24 protein-coding genes are annotated in these 24,921 nt (G+C 59.7%); 13 read left to right on the top strand and 11 right to left on the bottom strand.

Annotated elements, in window-relative coordinates; translation table 11 throughout:
- Positions 1-232 precede the first annotated feature (232 nt).
- From AC0V6M_RS00540 to AC0V6M_RS00550, 3 genes are all read left to right on the top strand, one after another.
- On the top strand, positions 233-1,411 hold the full coding sequence (locus AC0V6M_RS00540; RefSeq protein WP_486136918.1) for a GGDEF domain-containing protein: 1,179 nt from the start codon (positions 233-235) through the stop codon (positions 1,409-1,411).
- A gap of 100 nt (positions 1,412-1,511) precedes the next feature.
- On the top strand, positions 1,512-1,931 hold the full coding sequence (locus tag AC0V6M_RS00545; RefSeq protein ID WP_486136919.1) for a hypothetical protein: 420 nt from the start codon (positions 1,512-1,514) through the stop codon (positions 1,929-1,931).
- Between the two features lie 32 nt (positions 1,932-1,963).
- Positions 1,964-3,055 carry a transporter family protein gene (locus AC0V6M_RS00550; RefSeq protein WP_486136920.1) on the top strand — a complete coding sequence of 364 codons (1,092 nt, stop codon included), beginning with the start codon at positions 1,964-1,966 and terminating at the stop codon, positions 3,053-3,055.
- Between the two features lie 116 nt (positions 3,056-3,171).
- Here AC0V6M_RS00550 and AC0V6M_RS00555 read toward each other — a convergent pair whose 3' ends face one another.
- A complete protein-coding gene (locus AC0V6M_RS00555) occupies positions 3,172-3,618 on the bottom strand; it encodes a nuclear transport factor 2 family protein (RefSeq protein ID WP_486136921.1) in 447 nt (148 codons plus the stop codon).
- A gap of 84 nt (positions 3,619-3,702) precedes the next feature.
- Between AC0V6M_RS00555 and AC0V6M_RS00560 the strand changes: the two genes are divergently transcribed.
- The 3 genes from AC0V6M_RS00560 to AC0V6M_RS00570 all read left to right on the top strand — a co-directional run bounded on the left by AC0V6M_RS00560 (position 3,703) and on the right by AC0V6M_RS00570 (position 8,502).
- Positions 3,703-6,495 (top strand): ATP-dependent DNA helicase, encoded by a 2,793-nt coding sequence (locus AC0V6M_RS00560; RefSeq protein WP_486136922.1) that lies wholly within the window; start codon positions 3,703-3,705, stop codon positions 6,493-6,495.
- Positions 6,496-6,608: 113 nt separating this feature from the next.
- Positions 6,609-7,136: a SixA phosphatase family protein gene (locus AC0V6M_RS00565; RefSeq protein WP_486136923.1), complete on the top strand. Its 528-nt coding sequence runs from the start codon at positions 6,609-6,611 to the stop codon at positions 7,134-7,136.
- 82 nt (positions 7,137-7,218) lie between these two features.
- On the top strand, positions 7,219-8,502 hold the full coding sequence (locus AC0V6M_RS00570; RefSeq protein ID WP_486136924.1) for a DUF6438 domain-containing protein: 1,284 nt from the start codon (positions 7,219-7,221) through the stop codon (positions 8,500-8,502).
- Between the two features lie 43 nt (positions 8,503-8,545).
- Here AC0V6M_RS00570 and soxR read toward each other — a convergent pair whose 3' ends face one another.
- On the bottom strand, positions 8,546-9,013 hold the full coding sequence (gene soxR / locus AC0V6M_RS00575) for a redox-sensitive transcriptional activator SoxR (RefSeq protein ID WP_486136925.1): 468 nt from the start codon (positions 9,011-9,013) through the stop codon (positions 8,546-8,548).
- Positions 9,014-9,168: 155 nt separating this feature from the next.
- Here soxR and AC0V6M_RS00580 point away from each other — a divergent pair, with 155 nt between their 5' ends.
- Positions 9,169-9,564 (top strand): VOC family protein, encoded by a 396-nt coding sequence (locus AC0V6M_RS00580; RefSeq protein WP_486136926.1) that lies wholly within the window; start codon positions 9,169-9,171, stop codon positions 9,562-9,564.
- Between the two features lie 46 nt (positions 9,565-9,610).
- Here the strand turns inward: AC0V6M_RS00580 and AC0V6M_RS00585 are convergent, their stop codons facing one another.
- Both AC0V6M_RS00585 and ubiA read right to left on the bottom strand, forming a co-directional pair.
- A complete protein-coding gene (locus AC0V6M_RS00585) occupies positions 9,611-10,261 on the bottom strand; it encodes an SOS response-associated peptidase (RefSeq protein WP_486136927.1) in 651 nt (216 codons plus the stop codon).
- 12 nt (positions 10,262-10,273) lie between these two features.
- Positions 10,274-11,176, bottom strand: a complete 903-nt coding sequence (gene ubiA, locus AC0V6M_RS00590; RefSeq protein ID WP_486136928.1) for a 4-hydroxybenzoate octaprenyltransferase — start codon at positions 11,174-11,176, stop codon at positions 10,274-10,276.
- Positions 11,177-11,214: 38 nt separating this feature from the next.
- Between ubiA and AC0V6M_RS00595 the strand changes: the two genes are divergently transcribed.
- The 3 genes from AC0V6M_RS00595 (at position 11,215) to AC0V6M_RS00605 (ending at position 13,752) form a co-directional block, all read left to right on the top strand.
- Positions 11,215-11,985 (top strand): 16S rRNA (uracil(1498)-N(3))-methyltransferase, encoded by a 771-nt coding sequence (locus AC0V6M_RS00595; RefSeq protein ID WP_486136929.1) that lies wholly within the window; start codon positions 11,215-11,217, stop codon positions 11,983-11,985.
- A 63-nt stretch (positions 11,986-12,048) separates the two neighbouring features.
- Entirely contained in the window at positions 12,049-13,422 is a 1,374-nt protein-coding gene (locus AC0V6M_RS00600; RefSeq protein WP_486136930.1) for a glutamate--cysteine ligase, read from the top strand.
- A 27-nt stretch (positions 13,423-13,449) separates the two neighbouring features.
- Entirely contained in the window at positions 13,450-13,752 is a 303-nt protein-coding gene (locus tag AC0V6M_RS00605) for a putative quinol monooxygenase (RefSeq protein WP_486136931.1), read from the top strand.
- 3 nt (positions 13,753-13,755) lie between these two features.
- On the opposite strand, the gene AC0V6M_RS00610 is transcribed toward AC0V6M_RS00605, so the two are convergent.
- The 6 genes from AC0V6M_RS00610 to AC0V6M_RS00635 form a co-directional block, all read right to left on the bottom strand.
- On the bottom strand, positions 13,756-15,150 hold the full coding sequence (locus tag AC0V6M_RS00610) for a methyltransferase family protein (RefSeq protein WP_486136932.1): 1,395 nt from the start codon (positions 15,148-15,150) through the stop codon (positions 13,756-13,758).
- Between the two features lie 120 nt (positions 15,151-15,270).
- The gene (locus tag AC0V6M_RS00615; protein ID WP_486136933.1) at positions 15,271-16,590 is read right to left on the bottom strand and encodes an outer membrane protein assembly factor BamB family protein; all 1,320 of its coding nucleotides are present in this window, start codon (positions 16,588-16,590) and stop codon (positions 15,271-15,273) included.
- 92 nt (positions 16,591-16,682) lie between these two features.
- Positions 16,683-17,006, bottom strand: coding sequence for a hypothetical protein (locus tag AC0V6M_RS00620; RefSeq protein ID WP_486136934.1), 324 nt, complete (start codon positions 17,004-17,006; stop codon positions 16,683-16,685).
- A complete protein-coding gene (locus AC0V6M_RS00625; RefSeq protein ID WP_486136935.1) occupies positions 16,987-17,496 on the bottom strand; it encodes a tetratricopeptide repeat protein in 510 nt (169 codons plus the stop codon). Before AC0V6M_RS00625 ends, AC0V6M_RS00620 begins: the two co-directional genes overlap by 20 nt.
- 148 nt (positions 17,497-17,644) lie before the next feature.
- Positions 17,645-18,796, bottom strand: coding sequence for a glycosyltransferase family 4 protein (locus AC0V6M_RS00630; protein ID WP_486136936.1), 1,152 nt, complete (start codon positions 18,794-18,796; stop codon positions 17,645-17,647).
- Complete coding sequence (locus AC0V6M_RS00635; protein WP_486136937.1) at positions 18,793-19,671, bottom strand: alpha/beta fold hydrolase; 879 nt, start codon at positions 19,669-19,671, stop codon at positions 18,793-18,795. Before AC0V6M_RS00635 ends, AC0V6M_RS00630 begins: the two co-directional genes overlap by 4 nt.
- Positions 19,672-19,754: 83 nt before the next feature.
- Here AC0V6M_RS00635 and AC0V6M_RS00640 point away from each other — a divergent pair, with 83 nt between their 5' ends.
- Together AC0V6M_RS00640 and astD are read left to right on the top strand one after the other, a co-directional pair.
- A complete protein-coding gene (locus AC0V6M_RS00640) occupies positions 19,755-21,149 on the top strand; it encodes a protein adenylyltransferase SelO family protein (protein ID WP_486139545.1) in 1,395 nt (464 codons plus the stop codon).
- 279 nt (positions 21,150-21,428) lie between these two features.
- Positions 21,429-22,841 (top strand): succinylglutamate-semialdehyde dehydrogenase, encoded by a 1,413-nt coding sequence (gene astD, locus AC0V6M_RS00645; protein ID WP_486136938.1) that lies wholly within the window; start codon positions 21,429-21,431, stop codon positions 22,839-22,841.
- A gap of 25 nt (positions 22,842-22,866) precedes the next feature.
- Here astD and AC0V6M_RS00650 read toward each other — a convergent pair whose 3' ends face one another.
- Positions 22,867-23,565, bottom strand: coding sequence for a hypothetical protein (locus AC0V6M_RS00650; RefSeq protein WP_486136939.1), 699 nt, complete (start codon positions 23,563-23,565; stop codon positions 22,867-22,869).
- Between the two features lie 444 nt (positions 23,566-24,009).
- Here AC0V6M_RS00650 and rarD point away from each other — a divergent pair, with 444 nt between their 5' ends.
- Positions 24,010-24,921 (top strand): EamA family transporter RarD, encoded by a 912-nt coding sequence (gene rarD, locus AC0V6M_RS00655; RefSeq protein ID WP_486136940.1) that lies wholly within the window; start codon positions 24,010-24,012, stop codon positions 24,919-24,921.

Here is a 24,921-nt window from a genome sequence, read left to right on the forward strand (position 1 = left end):
CAAGCCGCTCCAAAATGTGTGACTTTTGCATGTTCCGCGCTGTTCCAAGGAATCTGCGCCCGGCTTTGGCAAGGGCAATTGCTGGTCTCAGCCCGCAGAATTACAGCGATCTTCGTATGTAGGACAGACCGCCGTTGCACGCTGCCGCTCAGACCCATTTTTCGCCCCTGTAACCTCTGATTTACTACGATAACTAGGCATCTTCGCAACCAAACCGCCCTATGGTTTTCTTATGTCGGGCATGAGTGCATTCTTCATTCTGATCCCAGCGATGTATTTGTTGTTCACGCTGGCTCTGGCGGTGATCGGTTTTGCCGAGCGCCGGCTTGTCTCTGCGCGCTGGGCAACCCTAGGCTTTTTCGTCGCCTTTACCTCGATTCTGGTCGATGGTTACCGCGATCCAACAGGCAGCGAATGGCTCGGCTGGTATGCAGTTGCGACCCATTTCCTGCCGCTGCTGATTATGACCCAGGCGTTCCTTTCGCGCCATGAGCGCAACACGACGAATTTCGCGATTGCGCTGACGATCTTCGCCGCGATTTACGTTATGCCTGGGATGGTTTGGACACCGCCAAATTGGCTGCGCGGGGTGTTTGTACAGGGTGCCTGCGCGACAATCATCGCCGCCGCCCTGCCTCAGCTGTGGCAGTACCGCAAAAAATCTCTGGTCGATGTCATCGCGTTTTTCACGATTCTTGCCGCCGCGCTATCCTATCTGGGGCGGACAATCGCGGTCGGCCTCAACCCGATTGGCGAAACTCCGGATGAAATGATCGCCTTTTACGAGGGACTCCATTTGATCTTCCAATCGGCCAGCGCGCTAATGGGCATGTCGCTGGGCATCGTGCTGGTAATGACGATCGGATACGACATGGTTCGCGGGCGCATGGAAGAGGGGGAGATCGATCCGCTCACCAGGCTCGGCAATCGCCGCAAGCTGGATCGTAAGATTGCGCTTGATAAGACCGGTCGCCGGTCGTTCGGCGCGGTAATGGTGATCGACCTTGATCACTTCAAACGCATCAATGACCGCTACGGTCATGATGGCGGCGACGATGTGCTGCGCGCTGTTGGCAATCGATTGAGCAGCCTGCTCGACGGATTTGGTTATGTCTTTCGGGTGGGCGGCGAGGAGTTTGTCGTGCTGATCGATGAACAGCATGCACGCGGCGTTTCATCTCTGGCCCTGTCCGCTCGCAAAGCCATATCAGAGCTGAAATTCGAAGGTTACCTCTCCCGCGCAAGAGTGACCGCCAGCGTCGGTTTCCACGTGCGTGTTGGCAAAGACGGTGTGCAGGACGCAATGCAATGCGCGGACCAAGCGCTGTATTGCGCGAAGAATGACGGGCGCGACCGAGTGGTTGGCGCGGTCTACGAACGCGGCCTGCAAATTATGAAGGCTGTGGCGTAAGGACGCGCGGCAGGCTTCGGCTCATTTCCATTTTGTGATTTGCGACCAACGGTGCACCAGATGCACTTGTCCCAGTTCTCCTGCACGCTAAAGCAACGCGATGCACCGAACATTGGCCCGCCAATTGCTCACAATCGCGCTGCTGGTTTCAATCGGCCTGCGCACAGCCTTCGGTGCGCCCTGTTGTTTCACTGGCGATATGCTGTTTGAAGAAACAGCGCCGCATCACACGGTCGCCATGGCTGATCAGCGGCATTCGGGTCACACCGGTCACGCCGCCGCCCATGATCTGCCGGTGCATGACGACGACATTGCCCTCGGGGGCCACGGCGATCACGGTGATAATCCTTCGGCGAAACCGTGCTGCTCTGCATGTGGTCCGACATTGCCAACGGATCCGATAGCCATCGCTCTCGTATCCGGCACCAATTCCTTGCCCCAGCCGGAGGCGATCCGTGCGCTTGCAACACGGCCACCCTTCCCAGCCTACGATGCGACGGGACCACCGCTCCGGATCTGAAATCCAACATTTTCAGATTTAGGAGTTTTCCAATGATTACCGTTTCTCGCGGCCTGTTCTTGGCCGCATCTGCTGGCGTGCTCGCTAGCGTCAGCACCCCTGTTCTCGCCGATGAAGGCCATTCCGAAACTGGTGGCGGCATCAACGCTCTTGATCATGCCCCGATCGGGGTGATGGGCGATCACCGTCATAACAAAGGGGAGTGGATGATCAGCTACCGCCTTATGCATATGGACATGCAAGGCGCGCAGATTGGCACGGACGATGTTGACGCAGACACCATTGCCACCACCGTTCCCAACCGCTTTTTTGGAGCACCCGGCCAGCCCCCAACGCTGCGGATCGTACCGACCAGCATGCGCATGGATATGCATATGGCTGGCGTCATGTACGGCTTGTCAGACAGCATCACTTTGATGGCGATGGCCAATTATGTGACCAAAGAGATGGATCACATTACCTATCAAGGCGGAATGGGAACGACCCAGCTTGGCAATTTCCGCACCAACCCGGCGGGCTTTGGTGACACGAAGCTGGCGGCGCTGATTGGGCTAACCGACAAAGTGCATATCAATGCAGGTATCTCGATCCCGACCGGATCGATTACGCAAACCGATGATATCCTTACCCCCACGGGCGCCGCACCAACTGTTCGCTTGCCCTACCCCATGCAATTAGGCAGCGGCACCTGGGACCTGGAACCGGGCATTACCTACCGAGATCAAAATGACGCCTTCGGCTGGGGCGCGCAGGTGCGCGGGAGCGTGCGGCTTGGCACCAATGACGAGGGCTATTCTCATGGCGACAGCATCAAAGCGACCGCATGGGTAGCGAAATCGCTGACGCCCGGTGTCGCATTGTCTGGTCGATTAGAAGCGGAAACGCTCGGCCGGATTGATGGCATCGATCCGAATATCGCCGGCCCGGTACAAACTGCCAATCCTGATTTTTCAGGCGGTGAGAGGATCACTGCGCTGGCGGGCGTAAATTTTGCCGCAACCGGCGGAGCGCTGAGGGGTTGGCGTATGGGCTTGGAAGGCGGAATTCCGCTCATCCAAGATCTCAATGGGCCGCAGATGCCCACAGACTTCACGCTCACCCTTGGGGTGCAAAAGAGCTTTTAACGCATAACCGCGCGCGGGTCGCACATCGTTCAGCCGGTGGGGGCGAACGAAGGCGCGTGGTGGGCGGCGCAGCATCTCGGTGCTGCGCCGCTTTTCCATTCGTGAACCTGTGTCAATTAGATGGTACCCACGATCTGAGCGATTTGGCCATCGCGCACCGTGTATTCTTCATAACCACAGCAGATCTCGCCGCCATCGGCGCGGCGGAAGCGGGTCGTGAGATAGACGTTTGGACCGCTGATGCCGCTATCGATGATTTCCATCTTGGGCGCACCGGGCCGGAAATTGAGCGCGTAGAGCTTGCGCAGCTCGGCGCGCCCCTGCGTGCTGACGCCGTTGACCGTCACAATCGCATCCGCCGTAAACGTCGCTAGGAATTTGTCGATATTGCCACTGCGATAGGCATTCACATGCGCTTGAACCGCGGCTGCATCCGAAATAGCCTGCGGCGGGGCTGCTCCATCAGAGGCCGCCGCGTTACCGCCAGCTTGCTCCGATTGCGCCCATGCGGCTGGCCCCGTGAACAACAGCCCTACTGCGACCAATCCCAGAAAATTGCGCATAATTCCCTCCAGAATAGTCGAAACTGTGCGAGCTTGGCGCGCAATCGTTTACTTTTCGTTCTCGCTCCGACATTTCTCTGATCCGTGACCACCGACGCCCCCACCCCGCTTAGCCTACCGGCCTTGCACGCCAGCCATTCCGGCAATTGGCTGCGCTCGCCCGGGGGTGAGACTGGGGCCGTGTCAAAAGGCGATGCGATCATGGCGGCGGCGGACACGCCGGTGCTGATCCTCAATGCACCGCTGGTCGCCAACCGCCTGGGTTATCCCGATCTGTCCGGGCTCGATCTGCTAGAATTGTTCGCCTTCGTGCATCCGGCGCGGTTTTGCGTGCCAACCCCGCGCGGCCTCGCGCAGGCCTTGGAAATCGAAGAGCCAGCGGCAGACGAGGATGTGCCCGCATTCTTGCAGACCGCCGGAGCCGCTTTGATCGCCGTTTGTGAAGATCCCGAGTGGTTTGAGCGCGAGGGCGCATGGAGCGTTCTACAATCGCTGGAGCGGCTGCGCTGGCAATGGGCGGGCGTGATCAAACCGCATATTGCGCGCCCGCAAAAGGCGGAAAAATGGCTATTCGCAAAGCTGCCCGAATGGGAGGAAGCGGGCGAACGCGCGCCGCCGCGCCAGGTTGATCTGCCACCAGAGGCGGTGCTGCAGCAGCTCGATCAGCCGACCGGCGAAGGCTCCGAAAAGCGCGAAGGTCAGCGGGCTTACGCAAAGGACGCCGCGCGCATTTTCTCCCCGCGTGACAAGCGCGAGGTGCCGCATCTGGCGCTGGCGCAAGCGGGCACCGGCATCGGCAAGACACTGGGCTATCTCGCGCCTGCATCCCTGTGGGCGGGCGCAGCGGGCGGCACCGTTTGGGTCTCCACCTTCACCAAGAACCTGCAGCGGCAATTGCGCAGCGAAAGCCGACGCGCGTGGCCCGCGAAACGCCCCGATGGAACGCCGCCCGTTGTCGTGCGCAAGGGCCGCGAGAATTACCTCTGCTTGCTCAATCTGGAGGACGCGCTGCAAGGCGGCTTTTCCGGACGCCCCGCTATCCTTGCGCAATTGGTCGGTCGCTGGGCGGCGTTTAGCCAAGACGGCGATATGATCGGCGGCGATTTGCCCGGCTGGCTCGGCACCTTATTTCGCAAACGCGGGATTGCGGCTCTGACCGATCAGCGCGGCGAGTGTGTCTATGCCGGGTGCCCGCATTACCGCAAATGCTTCATTGAACGCGCCAGCCGCAACAGCGCGCAGGCTGACCTCGTCATCGCCAACCATGCGCTCGTCATGGTCAATGCCGCGCGCGGCCGCGATCACGCCATGCGCCCCACCCGCATCGTCTTTGACGAGGGGCACCATGTGTTCGAGGCGGCGGATTCGACCTTTGCCGCCGTTTTGTCCGGGCAGGAAGCGATTGAGCTGCGCCGCTGGATCCTCGGCCCAGAACGCAAAAACCGCGGGCGCAGACGCGGCCTGTCTGCGCGCCTCGCCGATATCGCCAGCTATGATGACGAGGGCGGCATTGCGATTGAAGACGCGGTGGAAGCGGCGACCTTGCTGCCCGCTGATGGCTGGCTCCAGCGCCTTAATGAGGGCGAACCCGCTGGTCCGCTGGAGGCGCTGCTCGCTCAGGTGCGCGCAGCGACCTATGCCCGCGATGAAAGCGGCGGGGTTGATGCAGGCTATGGGATTGAGACCGAGGCATCAGGCTTGCCCGGCGAATTGATCGAGGCCGCCGGGATCGCGGGCGAAGCGCTGGCGAACATTCGCACCCCGCTAATTAAGCTCAGCACCCGGCTGGAGGCTATAATGGCGGACCCGCCGGACTGGCTCGATGGTCAGGGGCGGCAACGGATCGAAGGCGCACGGTTCTCCTTAAGCTGGCGGATTGATCTGCTCGGCGCGTGGGCGGCATTGCTCGAGCGGTTGGGCGGACCAGCCGACCCAGAATTTGTCGATTGGCTGTCAGTCGAACGCAGCGATGCGCGCGAGTTCGACATTGGCATTCACCGCCGCTGGCTCGACCCGATGAAGCCCTTTGCCAAGACCGTGCTGGAGCCTGCCCACGGCGTCATGCTCACCAGCGCCACGTTGACCGACCGGGTCGGCGAAGAGGCGAGCGAAACTGAGGCATGGGCGCCCGCCATCGCCCGCTCTGGCGCGGAGTACATTGAGAGCGAGCCGTTGATGTCGGCGGCGACGAGCCCGTTTGATTATGCGAACCGCGCTGAAGTCCTAATCGTCACCGACATCAAGAAAGGCGATTTGCCGGGACTTGCCGGAGCCTACTCAAAAGTGATCGAGGCATCGGATGGCGGCGTGCTCGGTCTGTTCACCGCAATCCGCCGCATGCGGGCGGTGCATGGCCGGATTGCAGACCGGCTCGCGCGGGCTGGTCTGCCTATCTATGCTCAGCACGTCGACCCGATCGACACCGGCACTTTGGTCGATATCTTTCGCGATGATCCGCGCGCCAGCCTGCTCGGCACAGATGCCCTGCGCGACGGCGTGGACGTGCCGGGGCGATCGCTCAGATGCGTTGTGATGGAGCAAGTGCCGTGGCCGCGGCCCGACATCTTGCACAAGGCCCGCCGCGCCGCCGGACAGGGGAGCAAATATGACGACCGGATCATCCGCGCGCGCCTGGCTCAGGCATTTGGCCGGTTGATCCGGGGCAAGGACGATGCGGGCCACTTTGTGGTACTCTCCGCCGCCTTCCCCAGCCGCCTGCTCAGCGCCTTTCCCGAAGGCACGCCTGTCACCCGCCTGACCCTGGACGAAGCATTGGAGCGGATCAAAGCGGGCGCGCCGAGTGGCGGTGCCGCGCCCGAACCGCTCCCCGCCTCCGCACCCGATGATATTGGCGACGACTACATCCCATTCGGCTAGGCTCTGCCCCTAAAGCCCCGCATACGAATGCAGGCACAGAATTCCTGCGCCACAGACCGCTTGCGATGCGCAATTGCTTTACACAGACATAATTGCCGTGTTGAGAGGAGCCGATGAAACTGCTCGGGCTCCTCCGCCATGCAAAGTCCGATTGGGACGACATGGCAAAGCGTGATTTTGACCGCACGCTCAATGATCGCGGGCGCAAAGGCGCAGGTGTGATCGGCGCGCATATCAAGGATCACGGGATCGCGTGGGACGCCCTGATCGCCAGCCCTGCGGAGCGGGTAAAACGCACGATAGAGGTCTCACTCCCCAAGCTGGAGCCAGTGTTTGACGACCGGCTCTATCTCGCCAGCTCTGAAACCATTCTGGAAGTGGTCGAGGAACATGGCGGCGCGCATGACAAAGTGCTGATTTCCGGTCACAATCCCGGCCTGCAAGAAGTGCTGTTCGACCTCGTCTCGCCTGCCCGTGAAAACGACCTATTCAAAGAAGCCTCGGTGAAATTTCCGACCGCGACCTATGCCGTGCTCGAATGCGCGATTGACGATTGGTCAGACCTGAAAAAGCACTGCGCGACGCTGGTGCATTTTGCCCGACCGCGCGATCTGGACCCAGACCTCGGGCCGGAATTCTAAAGCGCGTTTTGGGGGTGGAAAGCGGAAAATCTGATTGGAATCCCGTTCGGCATCTCTTAGCCTGAAGTTGAAGGGAAGTTTGATGCTGAAGCTCGCTTTTTCGATCCTGTCGCTAATCCTTCTTTTTGGTTGCAGTGCGGCTGCTGAACCATTCCCAGCCGTTATTGAGGACGAGCTAAAGATCACTCTTCAGCGGACAGCATGTCTTGGAAGCTGCCCGGACTACACAGTTACAATAGACGCGCAGGGCAATGTAGAATTCCGCACACGAGGGGAGAACTTCGCTGGCGAATTTGAAGTGCACCGTTCCTTCTCTGGCAGCGACGGGATTCTGGTATCAGGCACCCACACCGACAAGATTGAACCGAGGGTTGTCGCGGAACTGGTGGAGCAGTTTCGCGCAGCCGAGTTCTTTAGTCTGAATGATGAGTATCGCGCCCAGATCACGGATAATCCGGCATACATTTTGACAATCGACACCGGCACCGCCTCAAAAACTGTTGTTGACTACGTTGGGGAAGAGGTTGGGATGCCGATGGTCGTAACCCAGCTACAGGAAGCGGTTGATCAAGCGGCCGGATCTGCGCGATGGGTCGATGGTGCGGAAGGCTTGGTTGAATGGTTTGACACGAACAACTTTGATTTTAAATCTGATGCTGCCCGCGGTCTGGCTCTTGAGGGAGCTCTCGAAGACGCAGATGATCGCACAATACTAGAGCTTATTGATCGCGGCGCAGACTTGAGTGCAAATACTATCCATCCGTGGAGTGGTGATGAGGTATTGCTAGGTGAGGAACTATTAGTCGCGGCAATTAGAAGAGGGCGCGCGGACCTCTTTACATATCTAGCCACACATGCGTGGGTTGAGCGTTCTGATAAACGCCGTCTTGAAGCGATGTTCGCAGACAATGCCGCTGGCTGTAGCGCTTCATTGGTTCGGGCATTTGCAGCCCAAGGGTTGGCTATCGACTCTCTGGGTGAAGAGGGGCAACCAGCATTGGCAGCTTTGTCCAGCGTCTATCTTTGCAATCTAGATGATGAGGGGCTGGTCGAGACCGCGAAGGCGCTTTTGGATCTCGGTGCAGATCCGAATAAGCGAGACACTAGCGGCGAAACGGCGATATTTGATATCGAATATCTACCCCTTCTCGATCTACTATACTCTCATGGGGCGACAGCGGACGTCATTGACAAAAAAGGGAACAGTCCAGCGCTGTCTTCATGGACGGACGAAATCGTCTTGCGGCATCTGATGGAAGGCGCACCGCCTGTTGGACGGTACTTCGATGGTCGGAATCTAAGGGAACAAATGGAATACCGCCCCATGCCGCAAGTTGAGAGATGGTTGGACGCAAATGGTTATTAAATACAGAAATGACCGCATTCGGATCGTCAACCGACCACCCGCCTTAGCCCAGCACCTGGCGCGGCCCCGCGCCCTTCGCGGCCAGGTGATCGCCGCGATTGTAGAGCTCGCATTTCTTCAGGCTCAAGCAGCCGCAGCCAATGCAGCCATCCAGTGTATCGCGCGTCCGCTCTAGCTGAGCGATCTTGTCGTCCAGCTCTGCGCGAATAGATTTGCTGATCGCGTTCCAGTCACGCGCATTCGGTGTGCGGCCCATCGGCAATTTTGCGAGCTGATGCTCAATTTCCCCCAGCGCCAGACCCAATTGCTGAGCGATCAGAATGAAGCTCAAGCGGCGAATGTCAGAGCGCAGGAAGCGGCGCTGATTGCCGCTGGTCCGGATCGGCTCCACCAGCCCGCGCTCCTCATAAAATCGGATCGCTGACACCGACAGACCCGTGCGGCGCGCCATCTCGCCAATTGGGATCAGATCGGTTTTTCGCAGCGTCTTCGCGCGTGTTTGGCCGGTCATATTCAACCTTTCTCAAAATAGCTTGACCTCACCTTAACTTGAGGTTGCAGAATTGTGAAGTTCGGTGATTCGGGCCTCGCTGCATTGGCGCAATCGGCCCTCCCATCACCCGCAGAAACTACCGGCGCACACGCCGAAATCAACAGGAGGCAGCCATGCCCAAAGGACAAATTGAACACGCCAATATCTCGGTGACGGATCCTGAACGCAGCGCCGATCTGTTCAAGCAATTGCTCGGCTGGCGCGAGCGCTGGCGCGGCCCCAGTCAAAAATATGGCCGCTCAATCCATGTTGGCGACCCAGAAAACGGTCAGACCTATCTGGCGCTTTACACCGGTGATCATGTGACCGGCGATTACTCCAAGGGGGAGCCGCTCAACCATGTCGGCTTGCTCGTGGATGATTTGGATACAGCGGAAAAAGTGGTCGCGGGCGTAGGCCTCAAACCCTTTGGCCATGACGATTATGAGCCGGGCAAACGCTTCTATTTCTTCGACTGGGACGGGATCGAATTTGAAGTGGTCAGCTATGCAGCGGAGGCCGCGTCATGAACGAGCCAATGCTACGCGAACCGATGTTCGGCCCGCCGACCGACCGTCAGAACAATCTCGATTGCACTGGCTTGGAGACTGCGCCCGAACCGCCCACCTTGCGGGTCCAGCTCTCATCCGTGTGGTCGATGGTGATCGCCCCGTTCCAGGCCCGGCAAAGGTCAAAAGCCTCCGACGGAGAGCCGGACAGCCACGTGGTGTAGTCTTCCAGCCGCAGCACCACGGGCATCCGGCTGTGCACTTCGGCCGCGGGTCCGGCGCTGTCGGTCATCACCATGGAGTAGCAATTGCCCCACTCATCGCTGGGCCGCCACACCCCCGCACAGGCGAACAGCTCGCTATAGGGCAGCGACATCCATGTCCGCGTCATCGCCCCTTTGGCCCCTTGCGCCTCCGCCCATGCGGTGACCGGGATCAGGCAGCGGCGCTCTTCAAACGATGCCCGCCAGAAATAGCTTTTGAGCTTGTCTTGGCGGGCGTTGTTCACCGGCTTGGGCTTGAGCGGCTGGCCGTTCTTACCCTTCATCACCAATGGAAAGCCCCAGCTCATCTGGGTTAGCTTCCCCTCGGCCACTACTGCGCCAGGATATCCGGGATAGACCTCGCTGCCGAAATTCGCGCCGCCCAATGCTTCGATCGCCGCAAACCAATTGGCCACCTCGACGTTGCCCTTGGTCATGCGGTAAAGATTGCACATTACCTGCGCGCCTCACGCATTGCCGACCACAAAACACGCCGCCGCCATCAGCGCGCCTGCTAAGCGATTGGAGCGGAACCGAGCGAGCGGGTTTTCGGGGTCTTCGGAATCGAGGGTGGAAACCTGCCACAGCAGATGCAGCGCGACCGGCACTAGCGCGAGCAAGGCAATCCAGTCTGGCCGGTACAACCAGAACCCGAGCGCCCACAGCGCGATGGTCGCGGCGTAAAATCCCGCGACCCCGCCCTTCACCTTGGCGCCCATGCGCAAAGCGGAGGAGCGGATGCCGACCAGCGCATCGTCCTCTCGGTCTTGCAGAGCATAGATCGTGTCGAACCCGATCACCCACGCAATGCAGCCCGCATAGACGGCGACCAGCATATCCCAATTGTCAAACCGCAGGTTCACCCAGCCAACCAGCAGCCCCCAGGTAAACACCATGCCCAGCCACGCCTGCGGCCACCACGTGATCCGCTTCATAAACGGATAGGCCGCCACCAGAGCAAGGCTGGCCAAGGCAACCAATTGTGCCTCCAACCTTAGTTGCAGCAGTACCACAAGACCGACCAGGCACAGCGCAATCAGCCATGCCAACGCCGCCTTTTTGGAAATCCGCCCACTAGCCACCGGGCGCAAAGCCGTACGCTCAACCTGCTTATCGAGATCAGCGTCGACGATATCATTGTAGACACAGCCCGCGCCGCGCATCGCAATCGCGCCGAGCAGCATCCAGCCGAGCAGCGCAAATTGCGCCCCCGCCCCGGCCAGCCAGACGCCAAAGACACAGGGCCAAAACAGCAGCCACCAGCCGATTGGCCGGTCAAAACGCGCCAGCTGCGCCAGATCACGCGGCACTTGCGGCAGGCGGGCTATCAGGCCGCGATGCTCACTATCAGGGACGATGTTCTCACTCACACTTGCTCACTAGCGGCGGGCGCGACTAGTGCAAAGCCATGACCGCAACACATGATCCAAAAACGCCGAGCTGGCCCCCGCGCAGCGCCCCGCGCCTGTTTGTGGAGGGCGCGCTTTCTATCGGGGCGGTGCTGAGACTGGATGGCAATCAGGGGCATTACCTCGCCCGGGTCATGCGCGTTGGCGCAGACGATGCTGTGATCCTGTGCGACAATGTGACCGGAGAATGGGCCGCGCGGGTGGTGGATACTGGCAAGCGAGATGTGACGCTGGAGGTGGCGGAGCAACTGAGGACGCGCGAAGACGTGCCCGATCTGTGGCTGTGCCCGGCCCTCCTAAAGAAAGACCGCTTCGACATGGTTCTGGAAAAAGCAACCGAGCTGGGCGCGGCGCGGATCCAGCCGGTCATTACGCGTCGCTGCGTCGCAGATAAGCTCAATCTGGACCGCGCCCGGGCGCTCACGATCGAGGCGGCGGAGCAATGCGCTCGCACCGCCCTGCCCGAATTGGAGGCCCCGCTGAAACTAGAGGCGATGCTGCGGGATTGGCCAGCGGAGCGCGCTCTGTTCTTCGCCGATGAGACAGGCGGTGAACTCGCGGCTGATGCCTTCGTCTATCACGAGGACGCAGCGGCCATTCTAATCGGTCCTGAAGGCGGGTTTGACGATGCAGAGCGCGAGGCCATTCGCGCCCACCCACAGGCAAAAGCCATCAGCCTAGGCCCACGCATTTTACGCGGGGAAACCGCCGCAATCGCCGCTCTATCGGTGTGGATGGCAGAGGCCGGCGACTGGGACGGGGTAGAATGACTTGCTTGCACAAAACTCAATTTTATCTTCCCAGCAGCAATTGGGTTTTCTAAGGCAACTCGCATGAGCACGCGCGAGGCCAGTGGGGATCAAGACCCCATCATCGAATCCATCGACCAATTGGTTGCCCCAATGATTGGCGGCGAGAAGCCCAAAGGCGACTGGCGGATCGGCACCGAGCATGAAAAGCTCGTCTATAAGCGCGATGATTTGCGCGCACCGTCCTATGATGAGCCCTGCGGCATCCGCGACATGCTGATGAATATGCGTGAGTTCGGCTGGGAACCGGTTGAGGAAAATGGCAATGTCATTGCGCTGAAGGGCGCGGATGGCGCGGTTAGCCTGGAGCCTGCGGGTCAGTTGGAATTATCGGGCGCGCCGCTCACCAACCTGCACCAAACCTGCGCCGAAACAGGCCGCCACCTTGAGCAAGTCAAGCAGGTGGGCGAGCGCTGCGGCGTTGGGTTCCTCGGCCTTGGCATGTGGGCGGACAAGACCCGCGAAGAACTGCCCGTGATGCCCAAGGGCCGCTATGGCATTATGATGCAGCACATGCCGAAAGTCGGCAATCTGGGCCTCGACATGATGCTGAGAACTTGCACCATTCAGGTCAATCTCGACTATTCGTCAGAGGCCGATATGGCGCAGAAATTCCGCACCGGTCTGGCGCTGCAACCGCTGGCGACGGCGCTGTTTGCGAACTCGCCCTTCACCGAGGGTAAGCCAAACGGATATCTGTCCTATCGCAGCCATATCTGGTCTGACACCGATCCGCATCGCACCGGCATGTTACCGTTCGTGTTTGAGGACGGCTTCGGCTATGAGCGCTGGGCGGAATATATGCTCGATGTGCCGATGTATTTCGTGTTCCGCGATGGCCAATATATCGATGCGGCGGGCCAATCCTTCCGCGATTTTCTGGACGGCAAACTCCCCGCTCTACCCGGCGAACGCCCGACGCAAAGCGATTGGTGGGACCATCTCTCCACCGCCTTCCCAGAAGTGCGCTTAAAGAGCTTCCTAGAAATGCGAGGCGCCGATGGCGGCCCATGGAGCCGCATTTGCGCCCTGCCCGCGTTTTGGGTCGGCCTGCTGTATGATCAGGGGGCCCTTAATGCCGCATGGGATCTGGTCAAAGACTGGTCAATGGAAGAGCGCGCGGCGCTGCGCGATGGCGCACCGAAACTGGCGCTCGACACCCCGCTGCCCGGCGGAAAAGGCACGATGCAGGATCTGGGCCGCGACGTTCTGGCGATTGCGCGGCAAGGCCTCAAATCACGCGCTGCGCTCAATTCCAGCGGCGACAATGAAACCGGCTTCCTCGAAACGCTCGATGAAATCGTCGCCAGCGGCAAAGTGCCAGCGCAGCGCCTGCTCGATCTGTATCACGGCGAGTGGAACGGCGACATCACCCGCGTCTACGAACACAGCTTCTAACGCTGTCCCTCAACTAAGGAATTCATCATGCTGATAGTCATCGGTAAAGCCACAGTCGCAGACGGCGCAATTGAAGCAGCGCGCGAGGCCTTCACCAAAATGGTAACGGCATCAATCGCGGAAGCAGGCTGCATCCAATACACCTATGCGCTCGACGTCCTTGACCCTAGCGTGATGCACATCGTTGAAAAATGGCAAGATGACGCAGCGCTCACCGCCCACTTTCAAGCTTCGCATATGGCCGAGTTTCAGGCAGCGATTGCAGCGCTCGACGTAAAAGTCAGCGAAGTAATGAAATATCAGACTGACGAGGGCAGCTCGCTGATTTAGTGGCTATTCGGCGGGTTCCGCCGCCGCGCCTTGGGCACGGCGCCGTCCGCGGCGAAGTGCAAAGCGTTTGAGCCGTGCAAGGCGCGAGGTGATGACCCCGTGCTCTTCCATCCAGTCGTAATACTCGCGATATTTCGGATCTTCGGCCAGCAGATGCGCCTCTTCCGTGCGCGCGCGCCAGTAATAAATCGCGTTCACCGCCAGCAAGAAAAACGTGTTGCGGATCGCGTCTGTCATGGATCCATTGGTGACTAGGAACGGCATGACCGAGCACCACCAGAACAGGTTCTTGCTGAGATAGGCGGGGTGCCGGGTAAAGCGATATGGCCCATTGGTCAGCACGCCGCGATAGGTCAGGTTGGAAAAGCGAATGCCAAACGCGACCGTCGCCCACGCATAAACCCCGGTGAGGAAGACGAGCCATACGGCCCACGCCCACAGCATCGCCGAATTGCCATCAAACCAATGCCCCCAGCCTGCGACATTGTGTTCATAGCTGAGAACTTGGCCATTGCCGATAATGCCCCACACAAACGGCGGATAACAGATCAGCGCCGCCAGCCAGCCCGCAAGAAACGGATTGCCAGAGCGGATGTGCGCATCGAGCGGCCGCATCGTGAAGAGATAGCCGACCGTGCCGATCTGCACGTCGATCACAAACAGCAGAGCGATCAGGATCAGGCCGAGCTCAACCGGATTGCTGACAATCGCGGCGATATCCGCCTCGACAATCTGCGCCCAGCCGCCGGGCAAAATGGAGATCATAAAAGCGCCGAAGAACCCCTTGATAATCCACGCGCGCCAATGCTTTTTGACCTGCTCTAGGTCGGACGCCTCACGCCCGATCAGCATCGCCCCAAAATGCCATGCGCTATCGCGCGGATTGACCATGTAACGGTCGAGCCAGATCACATAAGGCACAGACAGCACCACCAGCGGGATAGCCGCAAATGCCAGCACTTCCATCGCGAACAGATACTGCCCGCTCCAATACCACCGAGCGAGGCAATACAGCCCGCCGATAATCGCCCAGGTCGCCCACAGGCCAGCGATCTTCACAATCGACACATCGAGGGTTTCGGAGGCCGCGCGTTTGCTCGACCAATCAAGCCCAGTTGAAGCGCGCAAATGCACTCGGTCGACCAGCACCGACCAAATCGCCATAGGCCCAGCGGTGAACAGCATCGCTGTTAGCGCCGCATAGGGACCAGACAGAACGCCGCGCTGGCCAGGCAGGTTCAGGAATTCCGCGGTAATTGGGTAAGTGCGGCAGAACAGCAGCCATACGAACAAGCCGAGCAGGCCCGCGAGACCAACGCAAGCAGACACATCGCTGGCAGGCAGAGCCTTAGCCTGCGTCATGGCATCATCGCCGGTATTTTTAGCGGTCGCACTCATGGAGCCTTGGCCCTAGCGCGAATGGGTTAACAGCTTTGATAGATTGAGCGCGCCGTCCCGCTTAGGAACAGCGCGCCTCAAATGGTTAACGCGGCTGCCGCAGGTTCGCGGTCTGTTGGCTTACCGCCAAGCGTGAATTGTGCCGCTGTCGTCGAGCAAATACAGCATGTTATCTGCCACGATGGGCGGTAGGCTGACCGGGTCTTTGAGTTCCGCAAAAGCCTGGGCTGAACCCTCGCCCGTGCTGACTCGGTAAAGCGCGCCGCGCGAGCTTGCGACCCACAATTGACCGCCAGCCAAAACCGGACCGGTCCAAAAGATCGCGTCCTTCTTCTTCTCTTCATTGCGGAAGCTTTGCAACTGAGTGATCCAGCGCACACGCCCGGTTGAACGCGCAATCGCCAGTAGGCGCGCATCATCGGTAAGCGTGAAAATCCACTCCCCCGCAATCGACGGGGTGGAGATACCCGCGAGATTCAATTCCCAAATGCGCTGTCCGGTAACCAGCTCATAAGCCGCCATCCGCCCGCCTTGGCCAAGCGCATAGACGCGGCCAGAATCGATGATCGGATCGGCGTCAATATCGGTCAGCGAGCCAACCTGGGTCGAGATATTCGTGCGCGACAGCGCGTCAGACCACAAGGTACGGCCATTCTCATAGCGATAGGCCGACAATTCACCGCTGGAATAACCAGCGATCACTGTACCCTGACCGGCAGCCGGGGCCGCTACTCCAAACACGCCGGCCTGCGTTGCTGAACCCGAATCGTTCCACAGCAGTTCGCCAGAGTTCGCATCAAGCGCGATCACCTGGTTGTCCTGCGTCATCACGTAAACTTGGCCGAACGCGATTGTTGGCGAACCGCGCAGCGGGCCTGAAGGTTTAACGCTCCAGATCACTTCGCCAGTGTCTGCGCTGAGCGCCTTTACATCGCCCGTGCCATTGGTCGCATAGACCCGGCCGCCAGCATAGCTGACCCCGCCGCCAAAGGCCGCGGAACGCAGATTGTCTTCCATTGATGGTGCGACTTCCCAGCGCTGAGCGCCAGTCTTCGCATCGAAGCTGTGGATCGCCCCGTCAGAGCCAACCGCAAACAGCGAGCCGCCGCCAACAACCGGGGCTGCGGCGAGCCGCACGCGGTCGGTTGCGCCAGCGATACTGGCGGTCCACGCCTTTGTCGGTGTTTCAGACAATGTGAGGTGGCCATATGATTTCGCCGCAGAGCCGCCAACCTGCGCCCATTCGGTGTTGGTCTGCGCCGGAGGCAGCACCACGGTTACCTGAGCTAAGGTCGGATCAACGCTTGCCCCGCTCTCAATCCGCGAAAGGATCGGAGTGCGCTCGCCAATGGTTGGGGTCGCCTTTTTATCGCCGCCGCCGAACAGGCCGCCGCTGCAACCGCTCAAGACAGCGGCCATTGCGCCGCCGAGAAGAGCCATACGTGTTGTGTGTTTAACCGTCGTCATCATCCGTCCAATCAGACCATTTGTGCCGCGAAAATCCGCGCGCTCTATCCCTATTGCAATTCGCTTTACGGCCCCGTTGGTGCGCCCGCAGGCGCGCCCACAGGAGCTCCACCTTCAGGATCCAAAACGCCCTCTTCAACGAGCAGTTCTTCTGGATCTTCGATCGCATCCACACCCAGCAGACCGGCCATTTGCCGGGCGCGGGCTTGCAGTGTTTCCGGCACGCCGTCTTGCTTTGCAATCGCTGCAAACATCGCGCCGGCTGCCGCATCATCGCCGGCTTTCATATGCGCCATCGCGGTCAGCTCGCCTGCGCTGCCAAAGAAGGCATTGCCGGGCACCGCCAAATCGCTGAGCTTAGCGATCACATCAGACTGGCTCGCGCTCATCAAAATTGCTGGCAACTTCGCGAATAGTGGCGAGGCTGCGCAAGGCGGGCGGCGCGTCTGCATCAGCAGCCAATTGACCGAACAGCTCAACCGCTTTCGCCGTGTCACCTTGCTCCAGAGCCGCACTGGCTTGCAGCATCAGCGCGCTTGCCTGAGCGCCAGGACCGCTATCAGCGGGCAGCTCCGATGCCACTTCGCTAGCTGCGCCAAATTCTCCAGCCTCCGCCTGATCCAGCGCCCGGGTCAGCAATTCCGATTGCTCCTCAAGCGCCTTTTCCTGCTGGCTGTCCCAGTACAGGTATCCGCCAAAGGCGAGCAAAATCGCCGTCACACCGCCGATTAGAACGGTGCCGTATTTCTTGCCGAATTGCTCCAAATCATCCTTGCGAACGGCCTCATCGATCTCGCGCAGAATGACTTCGTCTTCTGCCGCTTTCTTTGCTGCCTTATCGTCTTTGGAAGATTTTCCGTCAGTAGGGTTCAGCGCCACGGGGGCCCTTTCCAAAATGCGTTGGTTCTTTAGCTGCCCGCGCTTTTAGGGGCGCATTGCAGCAACCGCAATGGCCGTTGCAGCCTGTCCCCATAGTTGAGCGGATTGGAGTTGAACCGCAGGTTAAGCAAGCACGCAGCCTTGGCGCTTAAATCTCGCGCCCCATCGCGCTGGAATAGAGCGCGCGGTAGCTTTCGATCATGCGCGCGCGGTCAAACTGTGCGAGCGCTTTCTTGCGGTTGGCCTCGCCAATTTCGCTGCGGAGTTCGGGCTTTTCGACCAGTTCCTTGAGCATTTGGCTGAGCGCGGCCACGTCATCCGGCACGCAAATAAAGGGATGATTGGCCTCGCTGACAATGCTGCGGATGTCGCCAACATTGGGCGCCGCAACGGGTACACCCGCCGCCATTGCCTCGACCACGGAAAGCGGGAATTGCTCGCTCTTGGAGGACAGAGCGAAAATATCGAACAGGCCCACGGCGCTGGCGGGATCGGCGACTTTTCCCGGAAGATGCACGCGGTGGCTGATCTCCAACTTATCGGCGGCGGCGCGGATTGCGTCTTTGTCTGGCCCCTCGCCTAAGATCACCAGCTGCCAGTTTTCAGGCAGACCAGAAAACGCCTCAACCAGCACGGTGAGCTGTTTGACCGGGCGCAGTCCAGCGAGCGTGCCGACCCATTGCTCGCCCTTGTGCTTCACCACCCGCAGCGCATCGGCACGCGGGGTCTTGGCAAAGGCCAAAGTGTCCACCCCGTTGGGAATGCGGACAATACGAGAGGCAGGTTGATCCCACACCTCGGCTGCAATTTTCTCCAGCGTGTGCGAAGGCACGACGAGACCTGCCGCCTTGCCCAAAGCGATCCGGCGGTACCAATTGCGCCGCGTTTTCAGCTCCTTCGCCTCGTCCTCGTTAAAGCCATCCTCGTGATGGATCAGCGGCGGCAGATCGAAGGCATTGCTGAACGCGGTGCGCGCCATCACCACATCCATCGCCCCCCAATTGTAGGTCAGTATGAGGTCATAGGGCAGCATCGCGCGAGCAATCTTTTGCAAGCGTGACGGCGATGGCCAGCCAGTGAGCGATGGGAAGTCTTTCGGAAAATCAACCGCCACGCCCTTTGCGATGCTATCTTTCGCGCCGAGCTGATCCGGCACGCCGGAGACAATCGAATGCCTGAGCTTGCCGCCAAAGGCATTCATCAGGCCCGTTGCGCGCAGCTCTTTGCCACCAGGTGCAAATGTTGAATGGCAATGCAAAACGCGCAGCACAGTGCTGCTTTTGCTCGCTTTCTTGCTCATGCTATTTGCCCCAGCAGAGCATCAATCGCAGCGCGCGCTTCCGGCTCATCCAGCGTCGGCGCATGGCCCACGCGCGGCACCGTGACGCTCGTCATCGCCGAATGCTTGGCCGCCATTTTGGAGACTGTCTCTTCCGACAAAAGGTCGGACAGTTCGCCGCGCACCAAAACCATTGGCACACCGCCTAGCGCTTCAAAGGCGGGCCACAAATCAGGCGGGGCGGCATTCGCCGGCTCGCTGAACGGCTCTGCGATTGCCATGTCATAATCATAGCTGATCCGGCCATTCTGGCTCACCACCATCGTGCGCTTCGCCATCGCCAGCCACTGATCAAGATCGTAGTCGGGAAATGCGACGCTGTGCACGCTCTGCATCGAGCGCGCCGCATGCATCCATGTGGGATAGCTGCGCTGCTGGCCGACATAGCCGCCAATCCGCTCGAGGCCTGCCGGATCAATCTCTGGCCCGATATCATTCAGCAAAGCAGCCGCGATCCGGCTTGCATCTTTGCTCGCCATCATCATCGTCATCAGCCCGCCCATTGAGGTCCCGATGGCGATGAAGCGCTCAATCCCCTCCTCGCTCAGCAGTTTTTCCACGTCGGCGACATAGGTGACGGGCGAATAGCTGGCGGAATCGGGCGCATGATCGCTCATTCCACGCCCGCGCATCTCCGGCACGATCACACGGTGCGTGGCCGCTAAATGCTCAGCCAAGCCTTCAAAATCGCGGGCATTGCGGGTCAGGCCATGCATGCACACAATTGGCGGGCGAGCGCCATCGCTATCCCCAGCACCGGGGCCAGCGTAATCGCGGTAATGCAGGGTTAGGTCGTCGCTGCTGGTCCAGTAGCGGTCCTGGTAAAGGCTCTCCATGAGCGGGCATTAATCCTTCAAAAGCAGTCTTTATTGCCAAGTGACGCTTGCGCCGATGGCTGCTTGCGCCCACTTATCGCGGCATGCGAGCCGAACCGCAAGCCGCCGTTTATCGGCCCGACACCGCGATTGATGCGCTGGCCGATTGGCTGGGCTCTCCGGTGCGCCCTGCTGACTTTCCCAAGACTGAGATACGCTTCCGCAATGATCGCTGGGCCTCGGCGGTTGGACTGGCGGATCTGAGCGATGATCAATGGACCTCGCATTTCGCGCGGTTTGAACCGCTTGAGGGCAATCTCAAACAGCCGCTCGCGCTGAAATATCACGGCCACCAGTTCCGTAATTACAATCCTGACATTGGCGATGGGCGCGGATTCTTGGCGGCTCGGCTGCGCGGCAGCGATGGCCGCCTGCTCGATCTGGGGACCAAGGGCACGGGGCCAACCCCCTACAGCCGCAATGGTGATGGTCGGCTAACGCTGAAAGGCGCGGTGCGCGAAGTACTGGCGACCGAAATGCTGGAGGCGCTGGGCGTCAACACATCCAAGACCTTTTCGGTGATTGAGACAGGCGAACAGCCGTGGCGTGATGACGAACCCTCTCCCACCAGATCAGCCGTTATGGTGCGGCTGTCGCACTCCCATATCCGTATCGGCACGTTCCAGCGACTACTCGCCCATGAAGAGCCTGAACAAATGCAGGCGCTTATCAGCTATTGCTTGGATCATTTCCCCGATCCAAAGCCGCCCGATGCTGCGCCCGGACGCGATGAACCGGCGATTATCCTGATGCACCAAGTGGTCGAGCGGATGGCTGATTTAGCCGCCAGCTATATGACCAGCGGCTTCGTGCACGGCGTGCTCAACACCGACAATATGAATGTGACGGGCGAGAGCTTTGACTATGGTCCGTGGCGCTGGCTGCCGACGTGGGATCCGAGCTTTACTGCGGCCTATTTCGATCATGGCGGCCTCTATGCCTTTGGCCGCCAACCAGAGGCACTGCATTGGAATTGCGGGCAATTGGCGGTTGCCCTGCGTTTGGTGGCGGATAGCGAGCCGTTGATCGCGGCGCTCAATCGCTATGGTGAGCTCTATATGGATGCGGTCGCGCGCCGTTGGTGCTGGCGCCTTGGCGTGGAGCCGCGCGGGACAGAGGCGGACAATCAGCTTGTTGCAGCCTGCGAGAAGTCCATGCGCGAGCAGAACGCGCAGCCTGACGGATTCTTCTTTGCGCACCGCAGCGGACGCGGAGCCGATGGCGAATTAGCCGAGGCCTTTTCAGGTTATGAGCCCGTTGGCGGCAAGCATTCCTATTGGCAGGGTGACGCAGCGCAAACCATGCTGGTCGAAGATGTTGAAGCGATCTGGGCGGCAATCGATGAAGGTGACGATTGGGGGCCGTTCCACGTAAAAATTGCCGCGCTGCGCGAGATGGGCAGCGCACATGGCGAGGCGCCAAGACCAGCCGGCTCCTAACAGTTTACACTGGTTTCGAATGCGCTAACCAAACCCCTATAAATTCTTGATTTCCCGATAGGTGGCACTGCGCAGGGCGGTGCTTTGGCAAATTTCATTCAAATGCTGATAAAAGGGCTGGGCTCGAAATGTGCCTGCCCCCTATCTTTTCGCGAATATTGCAATTAACGGAAGTCACGAGCTTGGGGGAAGCCAGGGTATCGCGGTGCGAACGGGTATGTGAAAAAGCCTGACGCGGCGCGGTAATGTAAAATCTGGACGTGAGTAAAAGTCTGCACAGTGACTGACAAAACCTACACATCATATGCGCCGGCCACGGGCGAAGAAATCTGGAGCGGCGCAGCGAGTGACGTTGATGAGGCGGTTAGCCGCGCTCGGCGAGCGTGGCCGGGATGGGCCGCGACACCGCTGGCCGTGCGAATTGAGACCATGCGCCGTTTCGTCAATGAAATGCGCACTCGGTCAGAAGACATGGCAGCGCTGATCGCCAAGGAAACCGGCAAACCTCTTTGGGAAGCGCGCACCGAAGTTGATGCGGTGATGGGCAAGGTCGAGATTTCGGCCAACGCTTATAGCGAGCGCACTGGGCGCAAACGCTTGGACAGCGCGTTGCAAGGCACCTCCGCCGTTCGGCACAAGCCCCACGGGGTGATGACAGTGCTGGGCCCCTATAATTTCCCGGCGCATCTTCCCAATGGCCACATCGTGCCTGCTTTGATCGCGGGCAATGTGATCGTCTTTAAGCCCTCGGAAAAAACCCCTGCCGTCGGCCAGGCCCTGGTCGATTGCTTCCATGCGGTGGGCGTTCCAAAGGACGTTCTACAAATGGTTGTCGGGGGGCCTGACGAAGGTAAAGCGCTGGTCGGGCACGGCGGCGTGGACGGCGTGCTGTTCACTGGCTCTGCGCAAGTTGGCATTGCGATCAATCGCCGCCTCGCCTCCAACCCAGGCAAGATTGTCGCGCTGGAAATGGGCGGCAACAATCCGCTGGTCGTCACCGATACGCCGCTGCTCTCAGACGCAGCCTCGCTGATCGTGCAAAGCGCCTTCACCACTGCCGGGCAAAGATGCACAGCGGCGCGGCGGCTGATCATCACTGAAAGCATGTACGATCCGTTGATGGAGGAGCTGCTGAAGCTCACTGGCAAGCTGATCGTTGATGAGCCCTTTGCTGATCCCCAACCGTTCATGGGCTGCGTGATCGACAATGATATTGCAGATAAGCTGGCACAGGGCTTTTTGGCTTTGGTCTCGCAAGGCGGCAAACCTCTGGCGCATCTAAAGCGTCCGGATGCGAAGAAGCCGTTCCTGACCCCCGGCATTATCGACACGACCGAGGTTGAAGATCGCCCGGATATCGAGATGTTTGGCCCAATCCTGCAAGTGATCAAAGTGCCTGACCTCGATCTCGCCATTGCAGAGGCCAACAACACCCGCTTTGGTTTGTCGGCGTCGCTTATTGGCGGCGATCCCGATGATTTTGGCCGGTTCTGGGCCAACGTCCGAGCAGGGATTATCAATTGGAACCGCCCGACCAATGGCGCATCATCGGCTCAGCCGTTTGGCGGGATTGGCCTGTCGGGCAACCATCGTCCAGCGGCCTTTTACGCAGCGGATTACTGCGCCTATCCCGTGGCGAGCACGGAAATGGAGCAGCCGCGCGCCAATGTCGCCATTGGCCTGAAGGACTAGCGCTAATAGCTAGCGGCCTGTGCAGCTATTGCGGCGTTTTCCAATAGATCAAATCGACAATGCGCATGGCGTCATCGCCCTCGCGTACGTTCACCGCGATCTGCACGTCCTCAGACATACCCGTGAGCGCGAGTTCAGGCGTTGCAAACACATCAGTGTTCAGCTCCGCCCGCCGCGCCAGATTGTAGTGATATTGAAGCGTGTCTTCGCCTTCGGCTGCGGTCAGATAAGAAACCGCTCGAATAGAGCATTGTCCACTTTCGGCTCCCGCCGCCGCACGGACATGGCCGAACGGCATAAGGCTGGCCACATCATCCAATCGCGCCGCCCAGATAAAGCCTTCTCGCAACTGCTTCGCGCAGTCTTCCGACGCTCCTTGTGCGATGGCCATTTGCTCAGCATTGTGAATACCAGCCAGCGAAACGCCTTCCTCGCCCTCAGCCATATCGGGCAAATCAAGAATCGTCCCATCCTCGAGCAGCGCAAGCCGCATTTCATCGCGAGCGCGCCGCGCCATTGCCGCATTGCCTGACAGCACCGGCAGTGCATGGTCCACGCCAGTGGCAAGCGCAGCGGCGGCTTGATTGCGATAGGCAAGGTCTGGATCGACCATCAACGGATCATTCAGTGCGCGCGCGATCACCGGGTCTGGCATCACTGGGCTTGCAGTGCGCTCGGCCTCTCCCGTGCACGCCGACAGCACCAACACGCCAGGCACCAGCATCAGGGTGCTAGCCAGGCGTCTTTTCACAGATGAAAGGCGGAATACGCGCATCCTCACTCCATGGCTGATCTTGGTTAATTTTCACCTTCCACCGGGCATTTCCAAGCCCATTTGAACGATTGTACCGCCCCAAATGAAAACGCCCTCAAGCCGCGTAGCAAGAGAGCGCTTTCCGCAGCCGCAAGCGGCCACGCTGGAGTCATTGGTGGGAATGACTCAAGCCTATTTCATTTCGGGATGTGAAGCGCCCCGCGCGATACCGCGCTGCGCCTCACATGCCCCCGTGTTTTGCTTGCTCTTCCAAGGGGTATGAAACCTAGATGAGCTGCAACAACAAAAGCACTCTGGCATGTTTTTGCGCGGCGCGTTGTAAAATGATGCAAACACTTATCCGGCTTGCATTGCTTGCGCGGCACCAGTGCGCGGCCTAGGGGCGGGCCAGCTATGAACGCTCCCGATCCCAACCCGGCGCCATCCGGCCTGCCCGCTGCGCTTAGCGCCTATCTGATGTGGGGTTTTCTGCCGCTATACCTATTGCTGGTCGCCAGCGTTCCGGCATTTGAATTCGTCGGTTGGCGGATCATCTGGACGGTGCCGCTGTGCCTGATCATTGTCGGCATGCGCGGCCAGTTTCCTGCCATCAAAGCCGCCCTGAGCAGCGCAAAGGCGGTGGGCTTGCTGTTCTTGAGCGCGACGCTGATTGCGATCAACTGGTTGGTTTACATTTGGGCCATCCAGGAAGAGCACGTCTACGCCGCCAGTCTTGGCTATTACCTCAATCCGCTGCTTAATGTGCTGCTGGGCACTCTGTTTTTGGGGGAGCGCCTGACCCGGTGGCAATGGCTCGCGGTGGCGATAGCAGCGAGCGCGGTCGTCCTGCTGCTGGCCGGGGCGATCACAACCTTGTGGATCAGCCTGAGCCTAGCGATGAGTTTTGCTTTTTACGGCATCGTCCGCAAGCAGGTGGCTGTCACCGCCTTGCCCGGCCTCACCATCGAATCGGCGATCCTGTTTGTACCAGCCTCCGCCATCGTGATGTGGTATGCGGCCAGCCCCGCTGGCTCCGCCTTTGGGCAAGACTTTTATCTCAGCCTCGCGATTATGGGTGGAGGGGTGGTTACCGCCGTGCCGCTGTTGTTGTTTGCGATTGCTGCGCGGCGGATGCCCTATTCAACGCTTGGGTTTATCCAATACCTCGCGCCAACGATTGTTTTCATCCTGGGGCTAACCGTGTTCGAGCAGGAGCTGCAGCCGGTTCAATTGGGCAGTTTCATTCTAATCTGGATTGCGATTGCGATCTTTGTTGGTGATCTGATTGCTCGCACCCGCCGCGCCGCTGCACCGCAGGTCGTCTAG

It is taken from the genome of Erythrobacter sp. JB3-1 (genome assembly GCF_057364995.1).

Excerpts from the sequence above, each read along its gene's own strand:
- AC0V6M_RS00540 (WP_486136918.1), top strand. The coding sequence starts at position 233 with ATGTCGGGCATGAGTGCATTCTTCATTCTGATCCCAGCGATGTATTTG.
- AC0V6M_RS00545 (WP_486136919.1), top strand. The coding sequence starts at position 1,512 with ATGCACCGAACATTGGCCCGCCAATTGCTCACAATCGCGCTGCTGGTT.
- AC0V6M_RS00550 (WP_486136920.1), top strand. The coding sequence starts at position 1,964 with ATGATTACCGTTTCTCGCGGCCTGTTCTTGGCCGCATCTGCTGGCGTG.
- AC0V6M_RS00555 (WP_486136921.1), bottom strand. The coding sequence starts at position 3,618 with ATGCGCAATTTTCTGGGATTGGTCGCAGTAGGGCTGTTGTTCACGGGG.
- AC0V6M_RS00565 (WP_486136923.1), top strand. The coding sequence starts at position 6,609 with ATGAAACTGCTCGGGCTCCTCCGCCATGCAAAGTCCGATTGGGACGAC.
- AC0V6M_RS00570 (WP_486136924.1), top strand. The coding sequence starts at position 7,219 with ATGCTGAAGCTCGCTTTTTCGATCCTGTCGCTAATCCTTCTTTTTGGT.
- soxR (WP_486136925.1), bottom strand. The coding sequence starts at position 9,013 with ATGACCGGCCAAACACGCGCGAAGACGCTGCGAAAAACCGATCTGATC.
- AC0V6M_RS00580 (WP_486136926.1), top strand. The coding sequence starts at position 9,169 with ATGCCCAAAGGACAAATTGAACACGCCAATATCTCGGTGACGGATCCT.
- AC0V6M_RS00585 (WP_486136927.1), bottom strand. The coding sequence starts at position 10,261 with ATGTGCAATCTTTACCGCATGACCAAGGGCAACGTCGAGGTGGCCAAT.
- AC0V6M_RS00595 (WP_486136929.1), top strand. The coding sequence starts at position 11,215 with ATGACCGCAACACATGATCCAAAAACGCCGAGCTGGCCCCCGCGCAGC.
- AC0V6M_RS00600 (WP_486136930.1), top strand. The coding sequence starts at position 12,049 with ATGAGCACGCGCGAGGCCAGTGGGGATCAAGACCCCATCATCGAATCC.
- AC0V6M_RS00605 (WP_486136931.1), top strand. The coding sequence starts at position 13,450 with ATGCTGATAGTCATCGGTAAAGCCACAGTCGCAGACGGCGCAATTGAA.
- AC0V6M_RS00610 (WP_486136932.1), bottom strand. The coding sequence starts at position 15,150 with ATGAGTGCGACCGCTAAAAATACCGGCGATGATGCCATGACGCAGGCT.
- AC0V6M_RS00615 (WP_486136933.1), bottom strand. The coding sequence starts at position 16,590 with ATGGCTCTTCTCGGCGGCGCAATGGCCGCTGTCTTGAGCGGTTGCAGC.
- AC0V6M_RS00620 (WP_486136934.1), bottom strand. The coding sequence starts at position 17,006 with ATGAGCGCGAGCCAGTCTGATGTGATCGCTAAGCTCAGCGATTTGGCG.
- AC0V6M_RS00630 (WP_486136936.1), bottom strand. The coding sequence starts at position 18,796 with ATGAGCAAGAAAGCGAGCAAAAGCAGCACTGTGCTGCGCGTTTTGCAT.
- AC0V6M_RS00635 (WP_486136937.1), bottom strand. The coding sequence starts at position 19,671 with ATGGAGAGCCTTTACCAGGACCGCTACTGGACCAGCAGCGACGACCTA.
- AC0V6M_RS00640 (WP_486139545.1), top strand. The coding sequence starts at position 19,755 with ATGCGAGCCGAACCGCAAGCCGCCGTTTATCGGCCCGACACCGCGATT.
- AC0V6M_RS00650 (WP_486136939.1), bottom strand. The coding sequence starts at position 23,565 with ATGCTGGTGCCTGGCGTGTTGGTGCTGTCGGCGTGCACGGGAGAGGCC.
- rarD (WP_486136940.1), top strand. The coding sequence starts at position 24,010 with ATGAACGCTCCCGATCCCAACCCGGCGCCATCCGGCCTGCCCGCTGCG.